Source organism: Streptomyces sp. BL1 (genome assembly GCF_057628045.1).
Genome location: NZ_JBXYWZ010000002.1, coordinates 7,677,009 through 7,694,717, shown reverse-complemented (window position 1 = coordinate 7,694,717; position 17,709 = coordinate 7,677,009). Strand labels below are relative to the sequence as shown.

Here is a 17,709-nt window from a genome sequence, read left to right as displayed (position 1 = left end):
TTCTCGGGCGATGCGCGGTCTCGGCCGGCGCGGACTTCTCGTCGGCGCGAGGGTGGTTCATGTGTCCGGCAGGCGGGGCGTGTTCGGCCGCCGGGGCCCGCGGGAAGGGCCCCGGCAGCGAGACCCCGCGGGCCGGGCACGCGGTGTCACCGGGCGGCGGCGGTGAGCCCCGCGGCGCTGCGCGAGGGGCCTTCGCCCAGCGCCTCGTCCATCGCGGACCTCTCCTTGTCGCCCCAGGTCTCCCAGGTCACGAGCGTCGCCACGACGCCCAGCAGTCCGAAGAAGCTGAACAGGGCAGCGGGGCCGGCCCAGCCCATGCCGGAGTACAGGGCGGTGGCGATCATGGGGGTGAAGCCGGAGACGACCGCGGAGAGCTGGTACGCGAGCGAGGTGCCGGCCGTACGGGTCTTGGTCGCGAACAGCTCGGCGAACCAGGCCCCTTGGACTCCCGCCAGGGAGTTCTGGCACACCGCGTAGCTGACCACGAACGCCACCAGGACCAGCGCCATCAGCTCGGTGTTGACGAGCAGGAACATCGGGACGCCCCACAGCAGCGTCACCACACAGCCCAGCAGGTATACCGGTCGCCGCCCGATGCGGTCGGACAGCCCGCCCCACGCCACGGTGGCGACGATGCCGAGCGCGGCGGCGGTCACGAGTGCGGTGAGGCTGGCGGTCCCGGAGACGTCGGGCGCCTTGCCGTCGTCCAGGTAGGAGAGGACGAAGGTGACCGACACGGCGTACCCGGCGGTCTCGGCGCTGCGCAGACAGAAGGCGCGCAGCACGTTGCGCCAGTCGTCGCGGAGCACCTCCTTCAGCGGGTTCTTGGCGACCTGACCGGACTCCTTGAGCTCCTGGAACTCGGGCGACTCGTCGATCTTCAGCCGGATCAGGATGCCCACGACGATCAGCACGGCGCTCAGCAGGAACGGCACGCGCCAGGCCCACGTGTCGCTCAGCAGGTGGTCGCTGCCGAGGAACGCGAGGTTGGCGAGCAGCAGCCCGACGGGGAAGCCGGCCTGGGTGATGCCGGTGTAGAGACCGCGTTTGCGCCAGGGCGCGTGCTCGTACGCCATGAGGATCGCGCCGCCCCACTCGGCACCGAAGGCGAGCCCCTGGATCACGCGGACGGCGACCAGCAGGACCGGCGCCCACACGCCGACCATCTGGTACGTGGGCAGGCAGCCGATCAGGACCGTGGCCACACCCATGATCAGCAGGGAGCCGACCAGGACGGGCTTGCGTCCGATGCGGTCGCCGAGGTGTCCGGCGATGATCCCGCCCAACGGCCGGGCGGCGAAGCCGATGCCCAGGGTGGCGAACGACAGCAGCGTCGCGGAGAGCGGATCGGAGTCCGGAAAGAACACGTCACCGAAGTACAGGGCTGCGGCCGTACCGAACCCGATGAAGTCATAGGTCTCGATCGTCGCGCCGATGCCGCACCCCACGGCGACCCGTCGGCGCTCCGGTGACCCCTGCGCCGCCTGCGCGGATGGCGTTGAGCCGGCCATTCCGATCCTCCTTGATCGTCGCTGACACACCAGTGCTCTCCGAGCCTGGCCGCTCTCTGTTGAGTGTTAACACTCAACAGGCGACCGATCCTCTGCGGCGCTTCACGCTGTGTCAATGCTTGCGACGCGGCTATTTCACGAGAAGCCGCGGCCACGAGAAGCCCCGCTCAGCCGCCCGGCGAAGGCCGACCCACGGGAAGCCGCCACGGAAACGGGCTCTCCACGAGGGACGGGCCAGGCGGGCATCTACGGGCGCGGGCCCGAGCGATCGACGTCGACGGGGCGGATTCGAGGTCCGCGCATGGACAGCCCCGGAGCGCACCGGCCCGGCACCACCCGACATGAAGCCGGACGCCTCGCCCTCCCCGGCGCCCCGGCTCCACACGCACGAACGCGCGTGGCCGGGCCCTCACGTACGGGTCCCGGCCACGCGCCGGCACTGCGGAACTCCGGTCGGAGCGGGGCCACTTCCGTACCCCGCTCCGACCGGTGAAGAGTCAGCGCACGTACCCCCAGAAGCCGGGGTTGCCCGCCGCGCAGTAGCCCTCGACCGCGGGAGTGTGGGCGATGTTCGCCGCCACGCCCGCCTCGCAGTCCGCGAGCGAGTTCCACCAGGACAGGCAGCGGAAGCCCGGCTGCGGCGCCGGCGCCGTGCCGGGGCACGAGAGCGCCCCCACCTGCGCCGGCCCGGCAGCGGGAGACGCGGCCGACGCGGACGTGGCACCCGTCATGAGACCGGTGACCGTGAGGACCCCGGCCGCCCCCGCGAGGGCCAGGGTCTTCCTGACTGACGTGATCATTGCTGCTCCCCTGAGTCGCTGCGACGGCCCGCCCTTCCCCGAGGACGGGCCACCCCGTATACGCACAGGACGCCCCCGCCGTATGACACACGCCCACAGAAAGTTGCCGCAGTTCCCGAGGAGGCCACCCTCAACAACAGCCGTCCGCACCGCAGTTGACCGCGCCCGAAGTCGCCCTCGCAGCACAGGAGTTCGGACCTCCCCCAGGATCCCCGGCACCTTGTCCGTTCACGCCGGCACCGCCTGCTCGTACCGAAGCCCGAGAGCGAGCGCGGCCTCCGGGCAGGACTCGGTCATGACCCCGACGCCACACCACCGCCCGGCTCGGCGAGCGGGCGCAGGTCGCAGGTGGCCGCGAAGCCCTGCGACTCGATGCCGAAGGCGACGTTCGTCCTCGCGTTCATGTTCGCCAGCGCGATCCACGCGGTGAGCTCGACCAGCGCCGGCGCCCCGAGCCGCTTCAGCAGCCGGGCGGAGAGCGCGTCGGTCACGGTGGGCGGGGTCTGGCTCATCGCCTCGGCATACTCCATGACGTCCCGCTCCAGCGGCGTGAAGACGTCCGACTCCCGCCAGCGCGGCACCTCGCGCGCCTTGGCCTCGTCGAGTCCCTCGTTGTGCGCCTGGAAGTAGCCCAGGTCGAGGCACCAGGTGCAGCCGATCAGGGACGTCACCGCCATGTGCGCATAGGACTTCAGGTTCTCGTCGCACTTGTTCCACTTGGCGGCCTTCCGGCCCATGCCGAAGCCGGACATCAGCACCGGCCGGTTGTGCCACATCACTTCGGCCGGCTCAGCCACCGCACCCAGCATCTTCCTGCTCATCCGCTTGATCAGAGCACCGTAGACACCGGTCAACTCGGCCTTCGGGACGCGGGTTGTGCTCGCCATGACTCTTCCTTCGTCGGGCTACGACATGGAGACGCCGCCGGCGCGCCGAATGTGACACGGAGCCGTACGCGTACGGCTCCCGGCCCCCGGTTCCGGTGGTGCACGCGCCAGGGCAGCGCGGGGAATCCTCTCTACTCTGAGCGCATGACCGGCATCACGACGGGCGCTCAGGCGGGTACGCACACCGGCACGCCGACACCACAGCAACGGTGGGAAAGCCGCACCCAGTGGCTTCTGCTGTCCCTGGCGGTGCTCTTCGCCGTCGCCTACGCCGTACCGATCGTCCTGACCGATCTGGACCCCCTGCTGCGGGACATCTGCTCGGCGATCGAGTGGACGGTGTGGGCGGCCTTCGCCTGCGACTACCTCATCCGCCTCCGACTGACGCGGCAGCGCTGGCAGTTCATCCGCAACAATCCGCTGGCGCTGCTCGCCGTGCTGCTGCCGATGCTCCAACCGCTCAGGCTGCTGCGGCTGGTGTCCGCGCTCCTCCTCGTCGGCCAGCGGGCGCGGCTCTCCACCCAGGTGAAGCTCACCACCTACGTCGCCGGATCCTGCGCAGGACTCCTGGCCTTCGGGTCACTGGCCGTACTGGAGGTGGAGCGGGGACAGCCGGACTCCACCATCAACTCCATCGGAGACGCGGTCTGGTGGTCCTTCACCACCATGACGACCGTCGGCTACGGAGACCTCTCCCCGACCACGGGCCTCGGCCGGCTCCTGGCAGTCGGACTCATGCTCTCCGGGATCGCCCTGCTCGGTGTGGTCACCGCGAACATCGCGGCCTGGTTCATCGGACAGGTCGACCGGGAGAAGACGCAGGAGAAGCACCAGACCGAGGCACTCACCGCGCTCACCGCAGAGGTGCGTGCGCTGCGCGCGGAGGTCCACAGGCTCACCGGAACACCCCCGGAGGACACGGAGCAGCCCACCGACCCCGCTGTCCCCGCACAGGCCGACCCCCGCCCCCGGTAAGGGACTTCGCGTTCAGCTACCGGAACGCCCTCAGCACCTACGCGGTGTCGTCCGCTCCCCCGCTCAGTTCCGCCATGGCCGTCGTCATGTGCTCGCTCAGCACACGCACCGCGGCATCGGCGTCCCCACGCTCGATGGCCTCGACGATCGGCATGTGGTGCGCGGCGGACATCGTCGCCCGCCGCTGCTCGCCGGCGGCGCTCATCACCACCACCCGCGTCGGCCCCTCCAGATGACCCCAGGTCTTCACCAGCATCGAGTTCCGCGACAGCTCGCAGAGCGTCGCGTGGAAGGCGAGGTCGGCCTCCACCTGCGCCTCGAAAGCGTCCGGGTCGTCCAGCGCCGCGCTCAGCCGCTCCAGCGCCCGGCGCAGCGTCGCGGCGGCGTCCTCCCGGTCGGGCAGGGCGACGATCTGCGCCACGGCGAGCCCCTCGATCGCCTGCCGTACCTGGAACAGCTCGCGCACCTCCCGCGGCGACAGGCTCTGTACGCGCAGCATCCCCCGCGCCCCGGCGACGACGAGCCCCTCCTGCTGAAGGTGCCGCAGCGCTTCCCGTACGGTGCCGCGGCTGACCGACAGACGGGTGGCGATCTCCACCTCGCCGAGGTGGTCACCGGGCCGGTACTGGCCCGTGGTGATCGCGGTGCGCAGCGCCACGAGAGCGCGCTCACGCAAGGTCGACCGATCCAAATTCGGCAACGCCGGCACGGCCACAATCACTCCTCATCAACCCCGGTCCGCGGCACACAGATTCGATGATTCTACTGCCGACAGTCGACGTCCAGGCCTCGTTGATCATGACGGAGACGCTCGGCACCGGGCGCCGGAGGGCCCGTACGGCCCCGTACGTACCCCCATCGGCCCAGCGTGGGCCCGGCCCGTCCTGCCGTACGCCGGTATCCCGGAGGATCATGGTCCGGTGCGGAGCCGGCGGCTCGTACCGCGTCGTCAGCGGCTGCGGGAGCCGGATCCGGACACGACGATGTGAGGACCCGAGGAGCGGAGTACAGCGATGTTCGAGGCGGGCGACATCCGCGAATGGCGGACTCACGACGTGGTCGACGACAGCGGGAAGAAGATCGGCTCGCTGGAGGCGGTCTACGTCGACACCGCCACCGACCAGCCGTCCTTCGCATCGATCACGGTGGGGGTGCCCGGTCGGCGCCGGCTGGTGTTCGCACCCCTGGCCGGTGCGACGGTCGGCCCCGACTATCTGAAGGTCGCCCACCCCAAGTCGCAGGTCAAGAACGCCCCTTCGATCGACACCGACGGGGAGCTGACAGCAGGCGAGGAGGAGACCGTCTTCTCCCACTACGACCTCTCGTACACGCGCGGCAGCGGTGGCGAGCGGCGCCTGGCGCGCCGCTGACACCCCGTACGGAACGGTTCAGGAGAAGAACATGGTGTGGTTTCTGCTGCTGCTCATTGTGGCGATCGTCCTCGGATTCCTCGGAGCGATCCTCAAGGGCCTGCTGTATCTGCTGATCATCGGCGTCATCGTCTTCGTCCTCGACCTCATCTACCTCGGCTGGCGCCTCCGCCGCCGAGGCATGCGCGCCGGCCGCTGAGCCTGCGCCCGGTTTCGGCCCCGGTCCCAGCGCGAAGCTGGGCCCGGGGCCGCGCTGTGCGTGCACGTCGTACCGGGTCAGCCGCGGTCGGTCGGGCGGCCGGATTCGGGCAGCGCGTGCGGGGCGTGGCGGGCTGCGGCTTCGAGGACCTGGCGTTTCGACGGGTTGACCATGGCGTGCCCCGCGACGGTCACGGTCGGCACGGTCTCGTTGCCGTCCGCTGCGGCACGGACGGCTGCCGCAGCCGCGCTGTCCTGCCAGATGTTCACCTCGGTGTACTGGAGCCGCGTGAAGCGGAGCAGCAGACGGAGCTTCATGCAGAACGGGCAGCCGGGCCGCCAGTAGACGATCACTCCGCCATGCTCGCTACCCATCAAGTCCCCCTCGCTGCTTGCCCGATGAGCCGGATCCCTGCCGGATGAGCCGGAGCCTGCCCGCCCGCCAGAGTCCGCCGGTCCTCCGACCGAGCGTAGACGAGACGGGGCGCTAACGACCCGCACTCCCCTGCCCCACGCTCAGTCGCGGCGCAGCCGTGCGACCTCGGCCTGTCCGGCGGATCTTGTCGCGTGCGGGAGGTTGGGTGGAGTTCGCGCCATTCACCATATGTCCTGAATCACGCATGAGGCATCTCGCCGGTTTCCCATAGATTTGCCGGACGTCGCCACTGGACCGGCACATCGGGTTGTTGGGCTGCCGGAGGTCCCAACTGCCGCTCCTGGCGGCCGAGTTCTCCCGTTCCATGTCACGCGTGCTTCGGCGCGCCCGGACGGCTGAGAGGGACAACACCATGAACGCACCCCAGGACGATGCGGCGGGCACAGTGACCGCCGCACAACTGGCGCAGGTCGAGAACAGCGGGATCTGGGCGTCCAGTACGGCGGTGAACCAGGACGCGGCGAATGTGGGCCAGGCACTGGTGGCCACCCTGCAGGGGAACGTGGCGCAGAGCGCGCTCACCCCCGAACTGCAGCAGGCGGTCAGTCGCGTACAACAGCTGGCCACCGTCGGGTTCCCGACCATCAGGGCCGAGGACGGCACCAGGCTCTCCGCACACACCATCAAGCTGAAGACCACCGAGCCGCGGCCCCTGGTCATCGTGCCGGCCGGCTGGACACCCTTCGGCTGGGTGCTTTTCGAGTACGCGCACCTTCAACTGGCCCTCAGGGGTTACCACGTGCTGGCGTACACCCCACGGGGAATCGGCCTGACCACGCAGACGCCCGGCGGCGACTACATCGACAGCTTCTGGACCTCCGGCGGCACCGTCCAGGTGGCCGGCGAACTCGACTGGACCGACGGTTCGTCGGTCATCGACTACGCAGAGGATTATTTCCAGCCGAGCTCGATCGGCTTCCTCGGCGAATCGTACGGATCCGGAATCGCCCAGCTCGTCGCGGCGCACGACCCGGACGACAGGGTCAAGGCCGTCGTCGCGCTGAGCACGTGGGGCAATCTGGCGACCAGTCTGCTGCACAACGACACGCGCCACCTCCAGGCCGTCACCTCGCTGGTCAACTTCACCGGCGGCCCGGTGGAGCGCAAGTTCGACGAGGCGACCCGCCAGATCCTGCGGGACTTCGACGAGGGCGTGAACCTCGGCGCCGTGCAGACCTGGGGCGAGGAGCGCGCCCCGGAGACCTACCTCGAAGAGACCAACACGCGCGGCATACCGACCTTCTTCTCCAACACCTGGCACGAGACCCTCTTCCCGGTGAACCAGGTGCTCACGACCTTCCGCCAACTCACCGTGCCCAAGCGGCTGAACCTGTGGATCGGGGACCACGCGGCACCGGAGGGCGCCGGGCTGACCGTTCCGCTCAGCGGCCCGAACGAACCGGTCGCCGAAGCCTTCGCCTGGCTGGACCACCACCTGCTCGAGGTCCAGAACGAGGTCCCCGACTGGTCGCAGGTCAAGAGCCAGGTCATGTTCACCTACCAGACCCAGCTCAACGCCGACACGGGCAAGAACGTGATCACCGAGCCGGCCGAGCGCGAGCCGCGGACAAGCTGGGACGAGGTGACGAACGAAGTCGAGCGCTGGTTCCTGACCGACGCGGCAACGGAAGGCGGGGACGGGACCCTGACCGCGGATTCGAATCCCGGCTGGTCGCGCGACTTCATCGCCGGGAACCTGACCGACGCCACTGCGGTCGACTCGGTCATGACCACGGGTCAGGCCGAGTGGAACGGCAATCCGAAGATCTACGAGACCGAGAAGTTCGACCGGCAGCACCTCCTGGTCTGGGTCACCGAGGCCGGCTCCCCGCACGGACAGACCGCACGGCGCATCAGGGGGATTCCGCAGGTGCGGCTGACCGTACGCAGCTCGGCCGCCTCCACGACCCTGGTGGCCTACCTGTTCGACATCGCCCCGGACGCCACCGCCCAGCTCATCACGCATGAGCCCTGCACCCTGACCGACCTCACCCCCGGCCAGAGCGCGACGATCGACTGGGAACTCCAGGCCGCCGCGTACGACATGCCCGCCGACCACCGTCTGGCGCTGGTGATCAACAGCAGGGACCAGCTCTACTCGCACGCCACGGTGGAGGGCACCACCACAACGATCAGCTCGTCCGACTCCGACCCGTCCTACCTGGATCTGCCCCTGGGCCCGGCCTGAGACCGTAGCGCCCACGGCGACAGCCTGATTCTGCCGAACGCCTCCCTGGCGTCCGTATTCTGACGTGCCGTCACGGCGTGGCTCACTGTGGGCAGTTCACCGCGGATCGCTGCGGTGAACTGCCCGGCCCGCACGGCACGTTGGCCGGCTACGACGCCGATGATGACGTCGTAGCCGGCGCAGCATTGTCGCCTCCCTCACCGGAGCGGTCCAGTACGTGGGTCGCGCCGAGCTCGCGCAGCCTCTTGCCGCGCTCGACGCGCGATGGATTTCGCCACGGGCCGTTCGTCCACGCCCACTGGCCCGTACAGGCGATGATCGACGCGTACGAGAAGTGATCCGGCGTTAGGGTCCGGCCATGACACGAAAAGGGCCGGAAGGCTGGGAGCCGCTGCTGGGCGCGGCGTCGGACGAGGTGGCCGAGGTCGCGCGCCGGGCGCGGCTCGTGGTGCGCGAGGCGATTCCGGATGCCACCGAGGAGTTGGACCTCTCCGCCCGGCTGCTGGGCTTCACCTTCGCGCCCGGTACGTACAAGGGGCTGGTCGCGGGGATCGTGCTGCACGACCGGCACGTGAACCTGATGTTCAGTCAGGGCGCGGAGCTCGCCGCCACACTCGAAGCGGGCGCGCTGCTGGAGGGTACGGGCAAGAAGGCCCGGCACATCAAGCTCCGCGATCCGTCGGACCTTGAGGATCCCCGAGTCGCGGAACTGCTGACGGCGGCCGCCGCGCCCGTACGGGAGCGGCTCGGCGGGCCCGGAACCGGGTGACGGTGGCGGGGGTGAGCGGGTCGCCCGCCCGCTTCACGCACTGACACGTCATGCCGGGCGGGTCACGGCCCGACCGGGTTGTCGACAGGGTCAGAAGTCGAGGTAGTGCTCAAGCCTCAAAGGCTCCTGACGGCCTTCCACATGGACGTCTGCCGTCATCGTGAACTCGCCCCATGCCGACATGCTCAGCTCGAACTCCGCTTCCCGGTCCGTGACGACACGATCCGGCTCGGGGAAGGTCGGATGAAGGTGGTAGACGACGTGGGTGACGCGATCGAGGTCGTCCTCGTCCTCTCCTTCGAGGAAGACGCGGACCCGGTGGTATCTGTAGTCCCCTCTGTCCAGCGACTTGTCCCGACGCACCTCGTGGGCCACGTGGATCCTGGGCGCCTCGGCGCTCGTGAGAACCAGCGGTGCCACCGTGGTGGGCGGAGCCGCTCTGCCCGCTGCTGATTCGAGGGCCGTCCGCAGCCGCTGGAGACGGCCGTGGACCTGCCGCGCCGACCGGGGGCGCTGTCCCGGATCGCGTCGCAACAACTCGGCGACGAGCGCGGTCACTTCGGGCGGCAGGTCAGGGCGGAACACGTCCAGGCGTGGGGCTTCTTCTTCCTCTTTGCGCCGGATGACCGCAAGCCAGTTGTGCCCGGTGAAAGGAGGCCGGCCGGCGAGCAAGGCGAACAGCACCCCGCCGAGTGCGTACAGGTCAGAACGTTCGTCCCCGCGCTCGGTGAGGAACTGTTCCGGCGCGCCGTACTCCACGGTGCCGGCGGGTTCCAGCTGGGAGGAACGCGCCACGGAGAACGCGGTCTGGACGAACCCCGCGACCCCGAAGTCGACGACCTTGACCTGCCCGTCCGGAGCGATCATGACGTTGTGGGGCTTGATGTCGTAGTGAATGACCTGAGCCCGGTGCGCGGCGATCAGCGCCGCGCAGATCTCGCTGGTGATCTCCAGGGCGCGGGCCACGGTCATGGAGCTCTCGGCATGGAGGTGATCGGCGAGCGTCGCGCCCTCGGCCTTCTCCATGACCAGGAACAACATGTCGTCGTGGACGCCCCGGTCGTAGAGGGCGGCCACGTTCGGGTGGTTGATCTGCGCGGCGGCCACCGCCTCGCGTTCGAAGCGCTGCGGCAAGTCCGGGTGGACAGTCCCGCCGAGGTCGAGCAGCTTGAGCGCGACGTCACGGCGGAGACTGCGGTCGCGAGCGGCCCACACCTCGCCCATCCCGCCCCGGCCGAGTCTCTTCACCGTCTCGTACCGACCCGCGATCAGCTCTCCCGGCCTCACTGCCCACCCCCGCTGGTCCCTGGAAATGCCAAGAGTAAGGCGACGGCACCGCCGATCGCCACGAATCCGCCTGACGCGTTCAGTTCAGCCGGACGTTCCCAACAGGGCTTCCACGTGCGGCTCCTGACGGATAGTCGGCTGTGTACGAGAGACCTGCCCCCCCGTGTGCCTGGACAGAGAGCCCTAGCCGATGAGGGTGGTCTTCGGGCGGACGACGCAGAACTCGTTGCCCTCCGGGTCGGCCAGGACGGTCCAGGACTCGTCGCCGGTCTGGCCGACGTCCGCCCGGCGGGCGCCGAGGGCGAGGAGGCGCTCGATCTCGGCCTCCCGGTCCTGCCCGGCGGTCGTCAGGTCGAGGTGGAGACGGTTCTTGACGGTCTTCCGGTCGGTCACGGGCATGAAGCAGATGCCCACGGGCGCGGTCTCCTCCGGCCCGATCACCACCTCCCGCTCCCGCTCGGAGAGGATCCGCCAGCCCAGCACCTCGGCCCAGAACCGGGCCAGGGAAGGCAAGTTGTGGGCGTCGATGACGATGTGGTGCAGCGCGACAGGCATGCGGGTCAGTGTGCCCGCCGACCGCACGGAAGGGGACGGTCCGCGCGTTTCGCCCGTCCCGGGGGCCGACGGTGCTCGCCGGGCGTGCCCGGCCCGGCCGGACGCCGCACCCTGGAGTGCATGGTCCTCTCGTACGGGCCGGGCGCTGGAGGTGGCGATGGATCCGGTGGATGCGTTGCGGCGGATCGGCTTTCTGCTGGAGCGGTCCGGGGCCGAGACGTATCGCGTACGCGCCTTCCGCCGGGCTGCCGACGCGGTCGAGGCGTTGGCCGGGGACGAGCTCGCCCACCGGGTGCGGGACGGGACCCTGGAGTCCCTGGGCGGTGTGGGCCCCAAGACGGCCCGGGTCGTACGGGAGGCGCAGGCCGGCGACGTACCCGGTTACCTCCGCCGCTTGGAGGAGGAGGCCGCCGCTCCCCTCGCGGAGGGCGGCGAAGAGCTCCACTCCTCGCTCCGCGGCGACTGCCATCTGCACTCGGACTGGTCGGACGGGGGCAGCCCCATCGAGGAGATGGGGCACGCCGCGGCCGGACTGGGACACGAGTGGGCGGTGCTGACCGACCACTCGCCGCGACTGACCGTGGCCCGCGGCCTCTCGCCCGAGCGGCTGCGCCGGCAGCTGGAGGAAGTCGCCAGGCTCAACGCGCGCTGGGCGCCGTTCCGGCTGCTCACCGGCATCGAGTGCGACATCCTGCCGGACGGTTCGCTCGACCAGGAGCCGGAACTGCTGGAGCAGCTCGACGTCGTGGTGGTGTCGGTGCACTCGAAGCTGCGGATGGACGCGGAGACGATGACGCGGCGGATGGTCACCGCGGTCCGCAACCCGCACGCGGACGTCCTGGGCCACTGCACGGGCCGGCTGATCGCCCGTAAGCAGCGTCCCGAGTCGGTATTCGACGCCGACGCGGTGTTCCGCGCCTGCGCGGAGACCGGCACCGCGGTGGAGATCAACTGCCGCCCGGAACGGCTCGATCCGCCGAGACGGCTGCTGCAACAGGCCGTCGACGCGGGGGTGTTGTTCGCCGTGGACACCGACGCGCACGCACCGGGCCAGCTGGCCTGGCAGGCGTACGGCTGTGCGCGGGCCGAGCGGTGCGGGGTGCCGCCCGGCCGGGTCGTGACGATGTGGGGCGTGGACGACGTGTTGGCCTGGGCCCGTGACGGGGTCGCTCCCGCGGGGGGCTTTACGGGGTGACGCGTGCGCGCCGCGTCGTTCCTCGTGCCGATTCGTGTGCCCCGCGGGCGTGTTGAGCGGCCGCGGCCCCCGCGGTGGTTTGCGCAGTTCCCCGCGCCCCTTGGTCCGATTCATGTGCCCCGCGAGCGTGTTGGACGGCTACGGCTCTCGCCGTGGTTTGCGCAGTTCCCCGCGCCCCTTGGCCGCTTCGTGTGCCCCGCGGGCGTGTTGGACGGCCGCGGCTCTCGCTGGGGTTTGCGCAGTTCCCCGCGACCCCCTTCGGGCTACCGCTCGCGCAGCGTGAAGACTCCGAGGCCGTTGGGGACGGGGCGGGGTGGGGCGCCTGGGGAGTGGTCGGCCGGGGTGGCTTGGGTGCTGCCGGGGAGGCGCAGGGCCATTGCCGAGGAGCGGCCGCCGTCGAAGGCCAGGGCCTCGCGGTCGCCCAACCGGTCCAGTACATCGGCCAGTTCGCGGAACGTCAGGCCCTCGCCCGACTCGGCGCGCCCCTCCAGCGCGAGGAGGTGCAGCCGTCGGCCGCCCGCGCCGATGCCCACCGCCGTACGGGCCGAGGCCGACTTCACGCCCAGCCCGTCGAGTGGGGCGCCGCCACGCAGGAGCGGGTATCCGCCCAGCGCCGTGAACGGCGGAACTCCGCGTGCCGAGTCGAGGCGCGTGGAGACCCGCACCCGGTCACCGCGGCGCAGGTCGCGCAGCGCCTTCGCGCCGGCGTCGCGGCCCACGAGGGTGACCGAACCGTACGGGATGCGTCCCTTGCCGATGGTGCCCGAACTGCGCGCGACCGTACCGCGGTTGACCGTCACCTCCCGGACCTGGCGGCTGCACGGGCCCTGCCGGTCCGTGTCCGTTCCGCACACCGCGCGACGCCGGGAGACCGCGCCCCAGGCCGTGGTGTACGCCCCGATTCCGCCCTGGGGCAGCGCGTACTGGTTGAGGCCCCGCAGCCGCAGCGTCGACCCGCCGTCAGTGCGCGCGGTGCCGTACAGGGTGAGCCGGTCCGTACGGGCGCGGCCGTCCTTCCCGACCGCGAACACGTCCCGGTTGGACACTCCGGGCACGAGGTGCGGGCCGTAGCGCTGGCCTTCCGGCACCGCGCCCTTCACCGGGCGTCCCCGTACGACCACCGGGCCCACCGTCGAGGCGGTGGCCTCCACTCCCGGGTGCTCTTTCGACCGCATGTCGAAGAAGTCCCCGTTCACGCCGGCAACCGCTCCGTGCGCGGCCGCCATCCGGGCCACCGGCGCGCGCCGCATCGCGCCCCGCGGGGTGAGCAGCCCGACGGCGGCCCGCGGGTGGGCGAGGTCCACCGTCACCACGTGTCCGCGGACCTTGCCGTGGGAGGCGGTCACCTTGAACGGCCGGTGGGCGACGCCGGGGGCGAGGTCCGTGACCTTCCCGTACCGGGGCGCGGCGCTCGCGCCCTCCCCGGGGTGCCGGCCGTCGGCCGTCCCGTCCTGGGCCGCCGCGCCGACCAGCAGCAACACCAGCCCCGCCGTCAGCACCCGCACCGCAGCGCCGCGCACTCGCCCACCACCCGACCGCAGTGAATCCCGAACTGGCCCGTACGTACGCACCAGTCCGACAGCACAGGAGCCGGCCGCGGTGCGCACCCCGTAACCCCTCCCCCGCGGCCGGGCGCGCCCACACCCCTCACCCCACGAATGGCCGCAAGGACGGCCCCCGCCGGGAAGCCGCGCGTCCCGCAACAGAGCCTCCGCACAAACCTGTTGGCGGACCGCTGCGGCCACTGCTACTTTCCGGGAGGCCGTGCGAGAGAACGAGGAGGTGGGACCCGTGAACGCAGTATCGACATGGGTGCTCCCCTCCGGGGTCACGGTCGGGCGATAGGTCGTCCGGGAGCGCCGTCTCCGGTCTCTCCCGAAAGGCACGACCATGCAATTCACTTCCGAACAGCGCCTCGACGACGGCGTCCTCGAACGCGACTTCGTCCTGGGCGAGATCCCCGGCACCCTGTGGACACCCGAGTCCGCATCCGCGCCTGCGCCACTGATCCTGCTCGGCCATCCCGGCGGACTGCACAAGATGTACCCCCGGCTCGTGGCCCGGGCCCGGCACTCCGCGGCAGAGGGTTTCGCCGCGGCCACCATCGAGCTCCCCGGAAGCGGTGACCGGCCCCGTTCCGCCGCTGCCGAGCAGGCCCGCACCGACCTGCGCCGGGCGCTGGAGGCGGGCGAGGCGGTCGACGGGGAGACCGTGGACCGGCTCGTCCTCCCGCTGGTCGAGAAGGCCGTCCCGGAATGGCAGGCCGTCCTGGACGCCCTCCTCGCGCTGCCCGGGATCAGCGGCCCGGTCGGGTACTCGGGAGGAGTGATCGCCATCGGGGTCCGGCTGGCGGTGGTCGAGCCGCGCATCTCGGCCGCAGTTCTGTTCGCCGGGAGTTTCGTGCCTCGCGCCCTGTTCGAGGAGGCACGGCAGGTGACCATTCCGCTGCACGTCCTGCTGCAGTGGGACGACGAAGGGAACGACCGCCAGTCGGCCCTGGACCTGTTCGACGCCTTCGGCTCCGAGGAGAAGACGCTGCACGCCAATATGGGCGGGCACACCGGCGTCCCGCAGTTCGCGGGGGACGCCGCGCTCCAGTTCTTCACCCGGCATCTGAGCTAGCCCGGTATTCCGCGGGTCGCCGACTCGGCTGGAGAACGGGGCCGGGCACCGGAAGGCCTGCCGCTCCCGCCGGACGCCCGTCCGGTGAGGGGTGCGCAGCCGCGCCGGGCGACGTCCCCCGGTGGTCGTCGCCCGGCGCGCGACTGCGGGAGCCCGATGAGAACCGCACGATGCGGCGATGAGTTTTCCCGGCCCGGCCGGTCTACCGTTCGCCAGTGATCAGAAAGCGCGAAGCAGGGGGAGCCACATGAGCCAGTTGCTGCGGGTCCAGAACTTCACCGTCTCGAGCGACGGGTTCGGCGCCGGCGAAGGCCAGAGCTTCGAGAGGCCGTTCGGGCATGCCGATCCGGGGAACTTGCTCGCCTGGGCCTTCGCCACCGACCACCCGCCCGTCAAGCGCTCCGGATCTGGTAGCCGAGGTCTGGACGACTACTTCACGCGGGACTACGCCCGCAACATCGGCGCCGAGATCATGGGCCGCAACAAGTTCGGGCCGCAGCGCGGGCCCTGGCAGGACCACGAGTGGCAGGGGTGGTGGGGTGACGAGCCCCCGTTCCACACACCGGTGTTCGTCATGACGCACCACAAGCGCCCGTCGTTCACGCTTTCCGACACCACGTTCCACTTCGTCGGCGGGGACCCGGCCACGGTGCTCGACCGGGCGAAGGAAGCGGCTCAGGGCCAGGACGTCCGGCTCGGCGGTGGGGCCACGACCATCCGGCAGTTCCTCGAGGCCGGCCTCGTCGACACCCTGCATGTGGCGGTCGCCCCGACGAAGCTCGGCTCCGGGGCCCGGCTGTGGGAGTCCCCCGAGGAGCTGCTCGACCGATTCCACCAGGACGTCGTGCCCAGCCCGAGCGGCGTGACGCACCACCTGTTCTGGCGGAAGTGAGCCCGTGCCGGCCGGCCGGCACGGGCTCCGTCACCGGCGCCCGCCGCCGCCCGGCTGGTCGTCCTCGACGCCAAAGGCCTCCTCCACCGCCCAACTACGGGCCCAGTCCCCGCCCCTGAACAGCGGCGCCGGAGCGGTCAGCCGGTTGGCCACCAGCACCTCGATCACCTGGCCGTGCGTCAGCTCCGCCCGGGGATCGGGCCCGGAGCAGCGTCGACGGGTCCGTGTGGACACCGCCCGGCCCTGCTCTCCAGCCGAATCAACGACCCGCGAAATACGGGACTGGCCGCCGACAGGTGGGTGAGCACGCTGTCCGCCGGCCACGGCACGGCCGGCGGAACACCGGGACTGCGGAGCGTCGGCTCGGCAGAGGTCACATGGCCACGGTGGTGGTGACGGCTGCGACGGCGACGGTGAGGACGGCGAGGCCCACCATCACCTCACGGGTGGGGAAGTTCTTCATGCTCTCGCCCACAGTGCGTACCGGCTGAGGAAAACGGTCGGAGAAACGGTTCATGTCCGGTTCAACACCGTCGCTCTCCGGGGGTATTGCACAACTCAGCGTTCGCAACCGAATCGTCACCTGACCGGGCAGCGGGCCCCGTAACCCTGATGCGCTCGTCCGGTGCGCTCGTCACTTCCGGGTGGCGCGGGACCCTGGCTCCGCCGGGGCGGACTGCGGCGCGGTGGCCCACCACACGTTCAGGGCGTGGAAGCCGCGCAGCTGCTCGGCGCTGGCCGCGACGAGCGCGTCGATGCCGGTCACCACACGGCGCTCACCGCCCGGCGTCGGCACGGCGGCGTACGCGCCCGGGGGCAGGGCGGCCGGCTCGGGCGCGGTACGTATCGCTTCCACGACGCGCATGAACGCACCGGTCGCGGCGGGCGGCACGAGCAGCTCGGTGCCGTGGTCGAGGTGGTCCAGCAGGTTCTCCAACAGGCCCGTACGGCCGTGAAGTTGCTCCTCGTCGGGGAAGCCGTCGCGACGCAGCGTCACCTTGTCCTGCTTGTAGTGGAACGTGACGCTGCCGGTGCTGCCGTGCACGGTCACGTACGGCTCGCCGGGCTCCTCCGCGCAGAGGGTGGCGGCGGCCGTGACGGGTCCGTTCTCCGTCGCGACGGAGACGAAGGAGGTGTCGTCGGACTCGATGGGATGGGCCCGGTACAACTCGGTCTGTACGCCGCGTACTTGCGGGGCGTACGGAGTGCCGTTCAGGGCGAGGGCGGTGGCGACGGCGTGCGCGAGGGGGTTGGTCAGTACGCCGTCCGTGACGGGCGTACCGTCGTCCAACTGTCGTCGGCCGGCCCACGGTGCGCGGCGGAAGTACGTGTCCTCGCGCGTCCAGGCGCCGGCGGCGCCGACACCGCGTACCGTGCCGATCGCGCCCTCCTCCACCAGACGTCGCACCGCGGGCAGGGCGTGCGAGCCAAGCGACTGGAAGCCGATCTGGCAGGCGACACCGGCCTCTTCGACGGTCCGCGACAGCTGCGCGAACGCGTCCCAGGACGGGGTCGGGGGCTTCTCCAGCAGCAGGTGGACGCCGTGCGCGGCGGCGACGCGGGTCAGTTCGAGATGGGTGGCGATGGGGGTGCACACGATGGCCACGCGGGCACCGGTACGCCGCAGCAGCGCGTCCAGGTCGGCGGACTGCTCGGGGCGGCCCAGACCCGCCAGCTCCTCGTCACTCAGGGGCGTCAGCTCGCATACGCCGGCCAGCCGTACACGTCCGGCCTGCTGCAACTCCCGTACGCGCTCCAGGTGTTGACGGCCGTGGCCACGAGCCCCGACGAGCACCACAGGCCAGGGCGGAGGTGAGGCGGTCACAGGAGCCTCCCGCCGGACACGGCGGCCCGCCTGACAGCACAGCGCGGCATGAGACCCCTCGCTCCGTAGTACGGCGCCCCTCGTCACGGCGACGCGCGGCGATCTTCCCAGCGGAAAGTAGGTCGCCCCCACACAGTACGTCAACCCCGTTCACAAATAGGCCTGGCCGCCAGGCGTCAGCGCCACACTGCTCACGGCG

Annotated in this window: 19 protein-coding genes; 8 read left to right on the top strand and 11 right to left on the bottom strand. The window is 70.9% G+C overall.

The window, feature by feature from the left end; genetic code table 11:
* Positions 1-146: 146 nt before the first annotated feature.
* From AC3AGO_RS33860 to AC3AGO_RS33850, 3 genes are all read right to left on the bottom strand, one after another.
* Complete coding sequence (locus tag AC3AGO_RS33860; RefSeq protein WP_487824116.1) at positions 147-1,511, bottom strand: MFS transporter; 1,365 nt, start codon at positions 1,509-1,511, stop codon at positions 147-149.
* A 497-nt stretch (positions 1,512-2,008) separates the two neighbouring features.
* Positions 2,009-2,311 carry a hypothetical protein gene (locus tag AC3AGO_RS33855; protein WP_487824115.1) on the bottom strand — a complete coding sequence of 101 codons (303 nt, stop codon included), beginning with the start codon at positions 2,309-2,311 and terminating at the stop codon, positions 2,009-2,011.
* 293 nt (positions 2,312-2,604) lie between these two features.
* Positions 2,605-3,198, bottom strand: coding sequence for a carboxymuconolactone decarboxylase family protein (locus tag AC3AGO_RS33850; protein WP_487824114.1), 594 nt, complete (start codon positions 3,196-3,198; stop codon positions 2,605-2,607).
* A 144-nt stretch (positions 3,199-3,342) separates the two neighbouring features.
* On the opposite strand from AC3AGO_RS33850, the gene AC3AGO_RS33845 reads away from it, so the two are divergent.
* Positions 3,343-4,173: a potassium channel family protein gene (locus AC3AGO_RS33845; RefSeq protein ID WP_487824113.1), complete on the top strand. Its 831-nt coding sequence runs from the start codon at positions 3,343-3,345 to the stop codon at positions 4,171-4,173.
* Between the two features lie 37 nt (positions 4,174-4,210).
* Here AC3AGO_RS33845 and AC3AGO_RS33840 read toward each other — a convergent pair whose 3' ends face one another.
* Entirely contained in the window at positions 4,211-4,849 is a 639-nt protein-coding gene (locus tag AC3AGO_RS33840) for a GntR family transcriptional regulator (protein ID WP_487824112.1), read from the bottom strand.
* A gap of 337 nt (positions 4,850-5,186) precedes the next feature.
* Between AC3AGO_RS33840 and AC3AGO_RS33835 the strand changes: the two genes are divergently transcribed.
* Both AC3AGO_RS33835 and AC3AGO_RS33830 read left to right on the top strand, forming a co-directional pair.
* Positions 5,187-5,543: a PRC-barrel domain-containing protein gene (locus tag AC3AGO_RS33835; RefSeq protein ID WP_487824111.1), complete on the top strand. Its 357-nt coding sequence runs from the start codon at positions 5,187-5,189 to the stop codon at positions 5,541-5,543.
* Positions 5,544-5,574: 31 nt separating this feature from the next.
* On the top strand, positions 5,575-5,742 hold the full coding sequence (locus tag AC3AGO_RS33830) for a hypothetical protein (protein WP_487824110.1): 168 nt from the start codon (positions 5,575-5,577) through the stop codon (positions 5,740-5,742).
* 77 nt (positions 5,743-5,819) lie between these two features.
* On the opposite strand, the gene AC3AGO_RS33825 is transcribed toward AC3AGO_RS33830, so the two are convergent.
* Positions 5,820-6,116: a glutaredoxin domain-containing protein gene (locus tag AC3AGO_RS33825; protein ID WP_487824109.1), complete on the bottom strand. Its 297-nt coding sequence runs from the start codon at positions 6,114-6,116 to the stop codon at positions 5,820-5,822.
* Positions 6,117-6,529: 413 nt separating this feature from the next.
* Between AC3AGO_RS33825 and AC3AGO_RS33820 the strand changes: the two genes are divergently transcribed.
* Positions 6,530-8,365, top strand: coding sequence for an alpha/beta fold hydrolase (locus AC3AGO_RS33820; RefSeq protein WP_487824108.1), 1,836 nt, complete (start codon positions 6,530-6,532; stop codon positions 8,363-8,365).
* 358 nt (positions 8,366-8,723) lie between these two features.
* A complete protein-coding gene (locus AC3AGO_RS33815; protein ID WP_487824107.1) occupies positions 8,724-9,134 on the top strand; it encodes a DUF1801 domain-containing protein in 411 nt (136 codons plus the stop codon).
* 90 nt (positions 9,135-9,224) lie between these two features.
* On the opposite strand, the gene AC3AGO_RS33810 is transcribed toward AC3AGO_RS33815, so the two are convergent.
* Together AC3AGO_RS33810 and AC3AGO_RS33805 are read right to left on the bottom strand one after the other, a co-directional pair.
* Positions 9,225-10,421 carry a protein kinase domain-containing protein gene (locus AC3AGO_RS33810; protein ID WP_487824106.1) on the bottom strand — a complete coding sequence of 399 codons (1,197 nt, stop codon included), beginning with the start codon at positions 10,419-10,421 and terminating at the stop codon, positions 9,225-9,227.
* Positions 10,422-10,604: 183 nt separating this feature from the next.
* On the bottom strand, positions 10,605-10,976 hold the full coding sequence (locus AC3AGO_RS33805; protein WP_487824105.1) for a VOC family protein: 372 nt from the start codon (positions 10,974-10,976) through the stop codon (positions 10,605-10,607).
* Positions 10,977-11,133: 157 nt separating this feature from the next.
* On the opposite strand from AC3AGO_RS33805, the gene AC3AGO_RS33800 reads away from it, so the two are divergent.
* A complete protein-coding gene (locus tag AC3AGO_RS33800) occupies positions 11,134-12,171 on the top strand; it encodes a PHP domain-containing protein (RefSeq protein WP_487824104.1) in 1,038 nt (345 codons plus the stop codon).
* A gap of 263 nt (positions 12,172-12,434) precedes the next feature.
* On the opposite strand, the gene AC3AGO_RS33795 is transcribed toward AC3AGO_RS33800, so the two are convergent.
* Positions 12,435-13,691, bottom strand: coding sequence for a phosphodiester glycosidase family protein (locus AC3AGO_RS33795; protein WP_487824103.1), 1,257 nt, complete (start codon positions 13,689-13,691; stop codon positions 12,435-12,437).
* Positions 13,692-14,061: 370 nt separating this feature from the next.
* Here AC3AGO_RS33795 and AC3AGO_RS33790 point away from each other — a divergent pair, with 370 nt between their 5' ends.
* Positions 14,062-14,793 (top strand): dienelactone hydrolase family protein, encoded by a 732-nt coding sequence (locus tag AC3AGO_RS33790; protein ID WP_487824102.1) that lies wholly within the window; start codon positions 14,062-14,064, stop codon positions 14,791-14,793.
* A 247-nt stretch (positions 14,794-15,040) separates the two neighbouring features.
* Entirely contained in the window at positions 15,041-15,685 is a 645-nt protein-coding gene (locus tag AC3AGO_RS33785; protein WP_487824101.1) for a dihydrofolate reductase family protein, read from the top strand.
* Positions 15,686-15,715: 30 nt separating this feature from the next.
* Here the strand turns inward: AC3AGO_RS33785 and AC3AGO_RS33780 are convergent, their stop codons facing one another.
* The 3 genes from AC3AGO_RS33780 to AC3AGO_RS33770 all read right to left on the bottom strand — a co-directional run bounded on the left by AC3AGO_RS33780 (position 15,716) and on the right by AC3AGO_RS33770 (position 17,510).
* The gene (locus AC3AGO_RS33780; RefSeq protein WP_487824100.1) at positions 15,716-15,853 is read right to left on the bottom strand and encodes a hypothetical protein; all 138 of its coding nucleotides are present in this window, start codon (positions 15,851-15,853) and stop codon (positions 15,716-15,718) included.
* Between the two features lie 205 nt (positions 15,854-16,058).
* Positions 16,059-16,202 carry a hypothetical protein gene (locus AC3AGO_RS33775; protein WP_487824099.1) on the bottom strand — a complete coding sequence of 48 codons (144 nt, stop codon included), beginning with the start codon at positions 16,200-16,202 and terminating at the stop codon, positions 16,059-16,061.
* Positions 16,203-16,319: 117 nt separating this feature from the next.
* Complete coding sequence (locus AC3AGO_RS33770) at positions 16,320-17,510, bottom strand: Gfo/Idh/MocA family protein (protein WP_487824098.1); 1,191 nt, start codon at positions 17,508-17,510, stop codon at positions 16,320-16,322.
* Positions 17,511-17,709 lie beyond the last annotated feature (199 nt).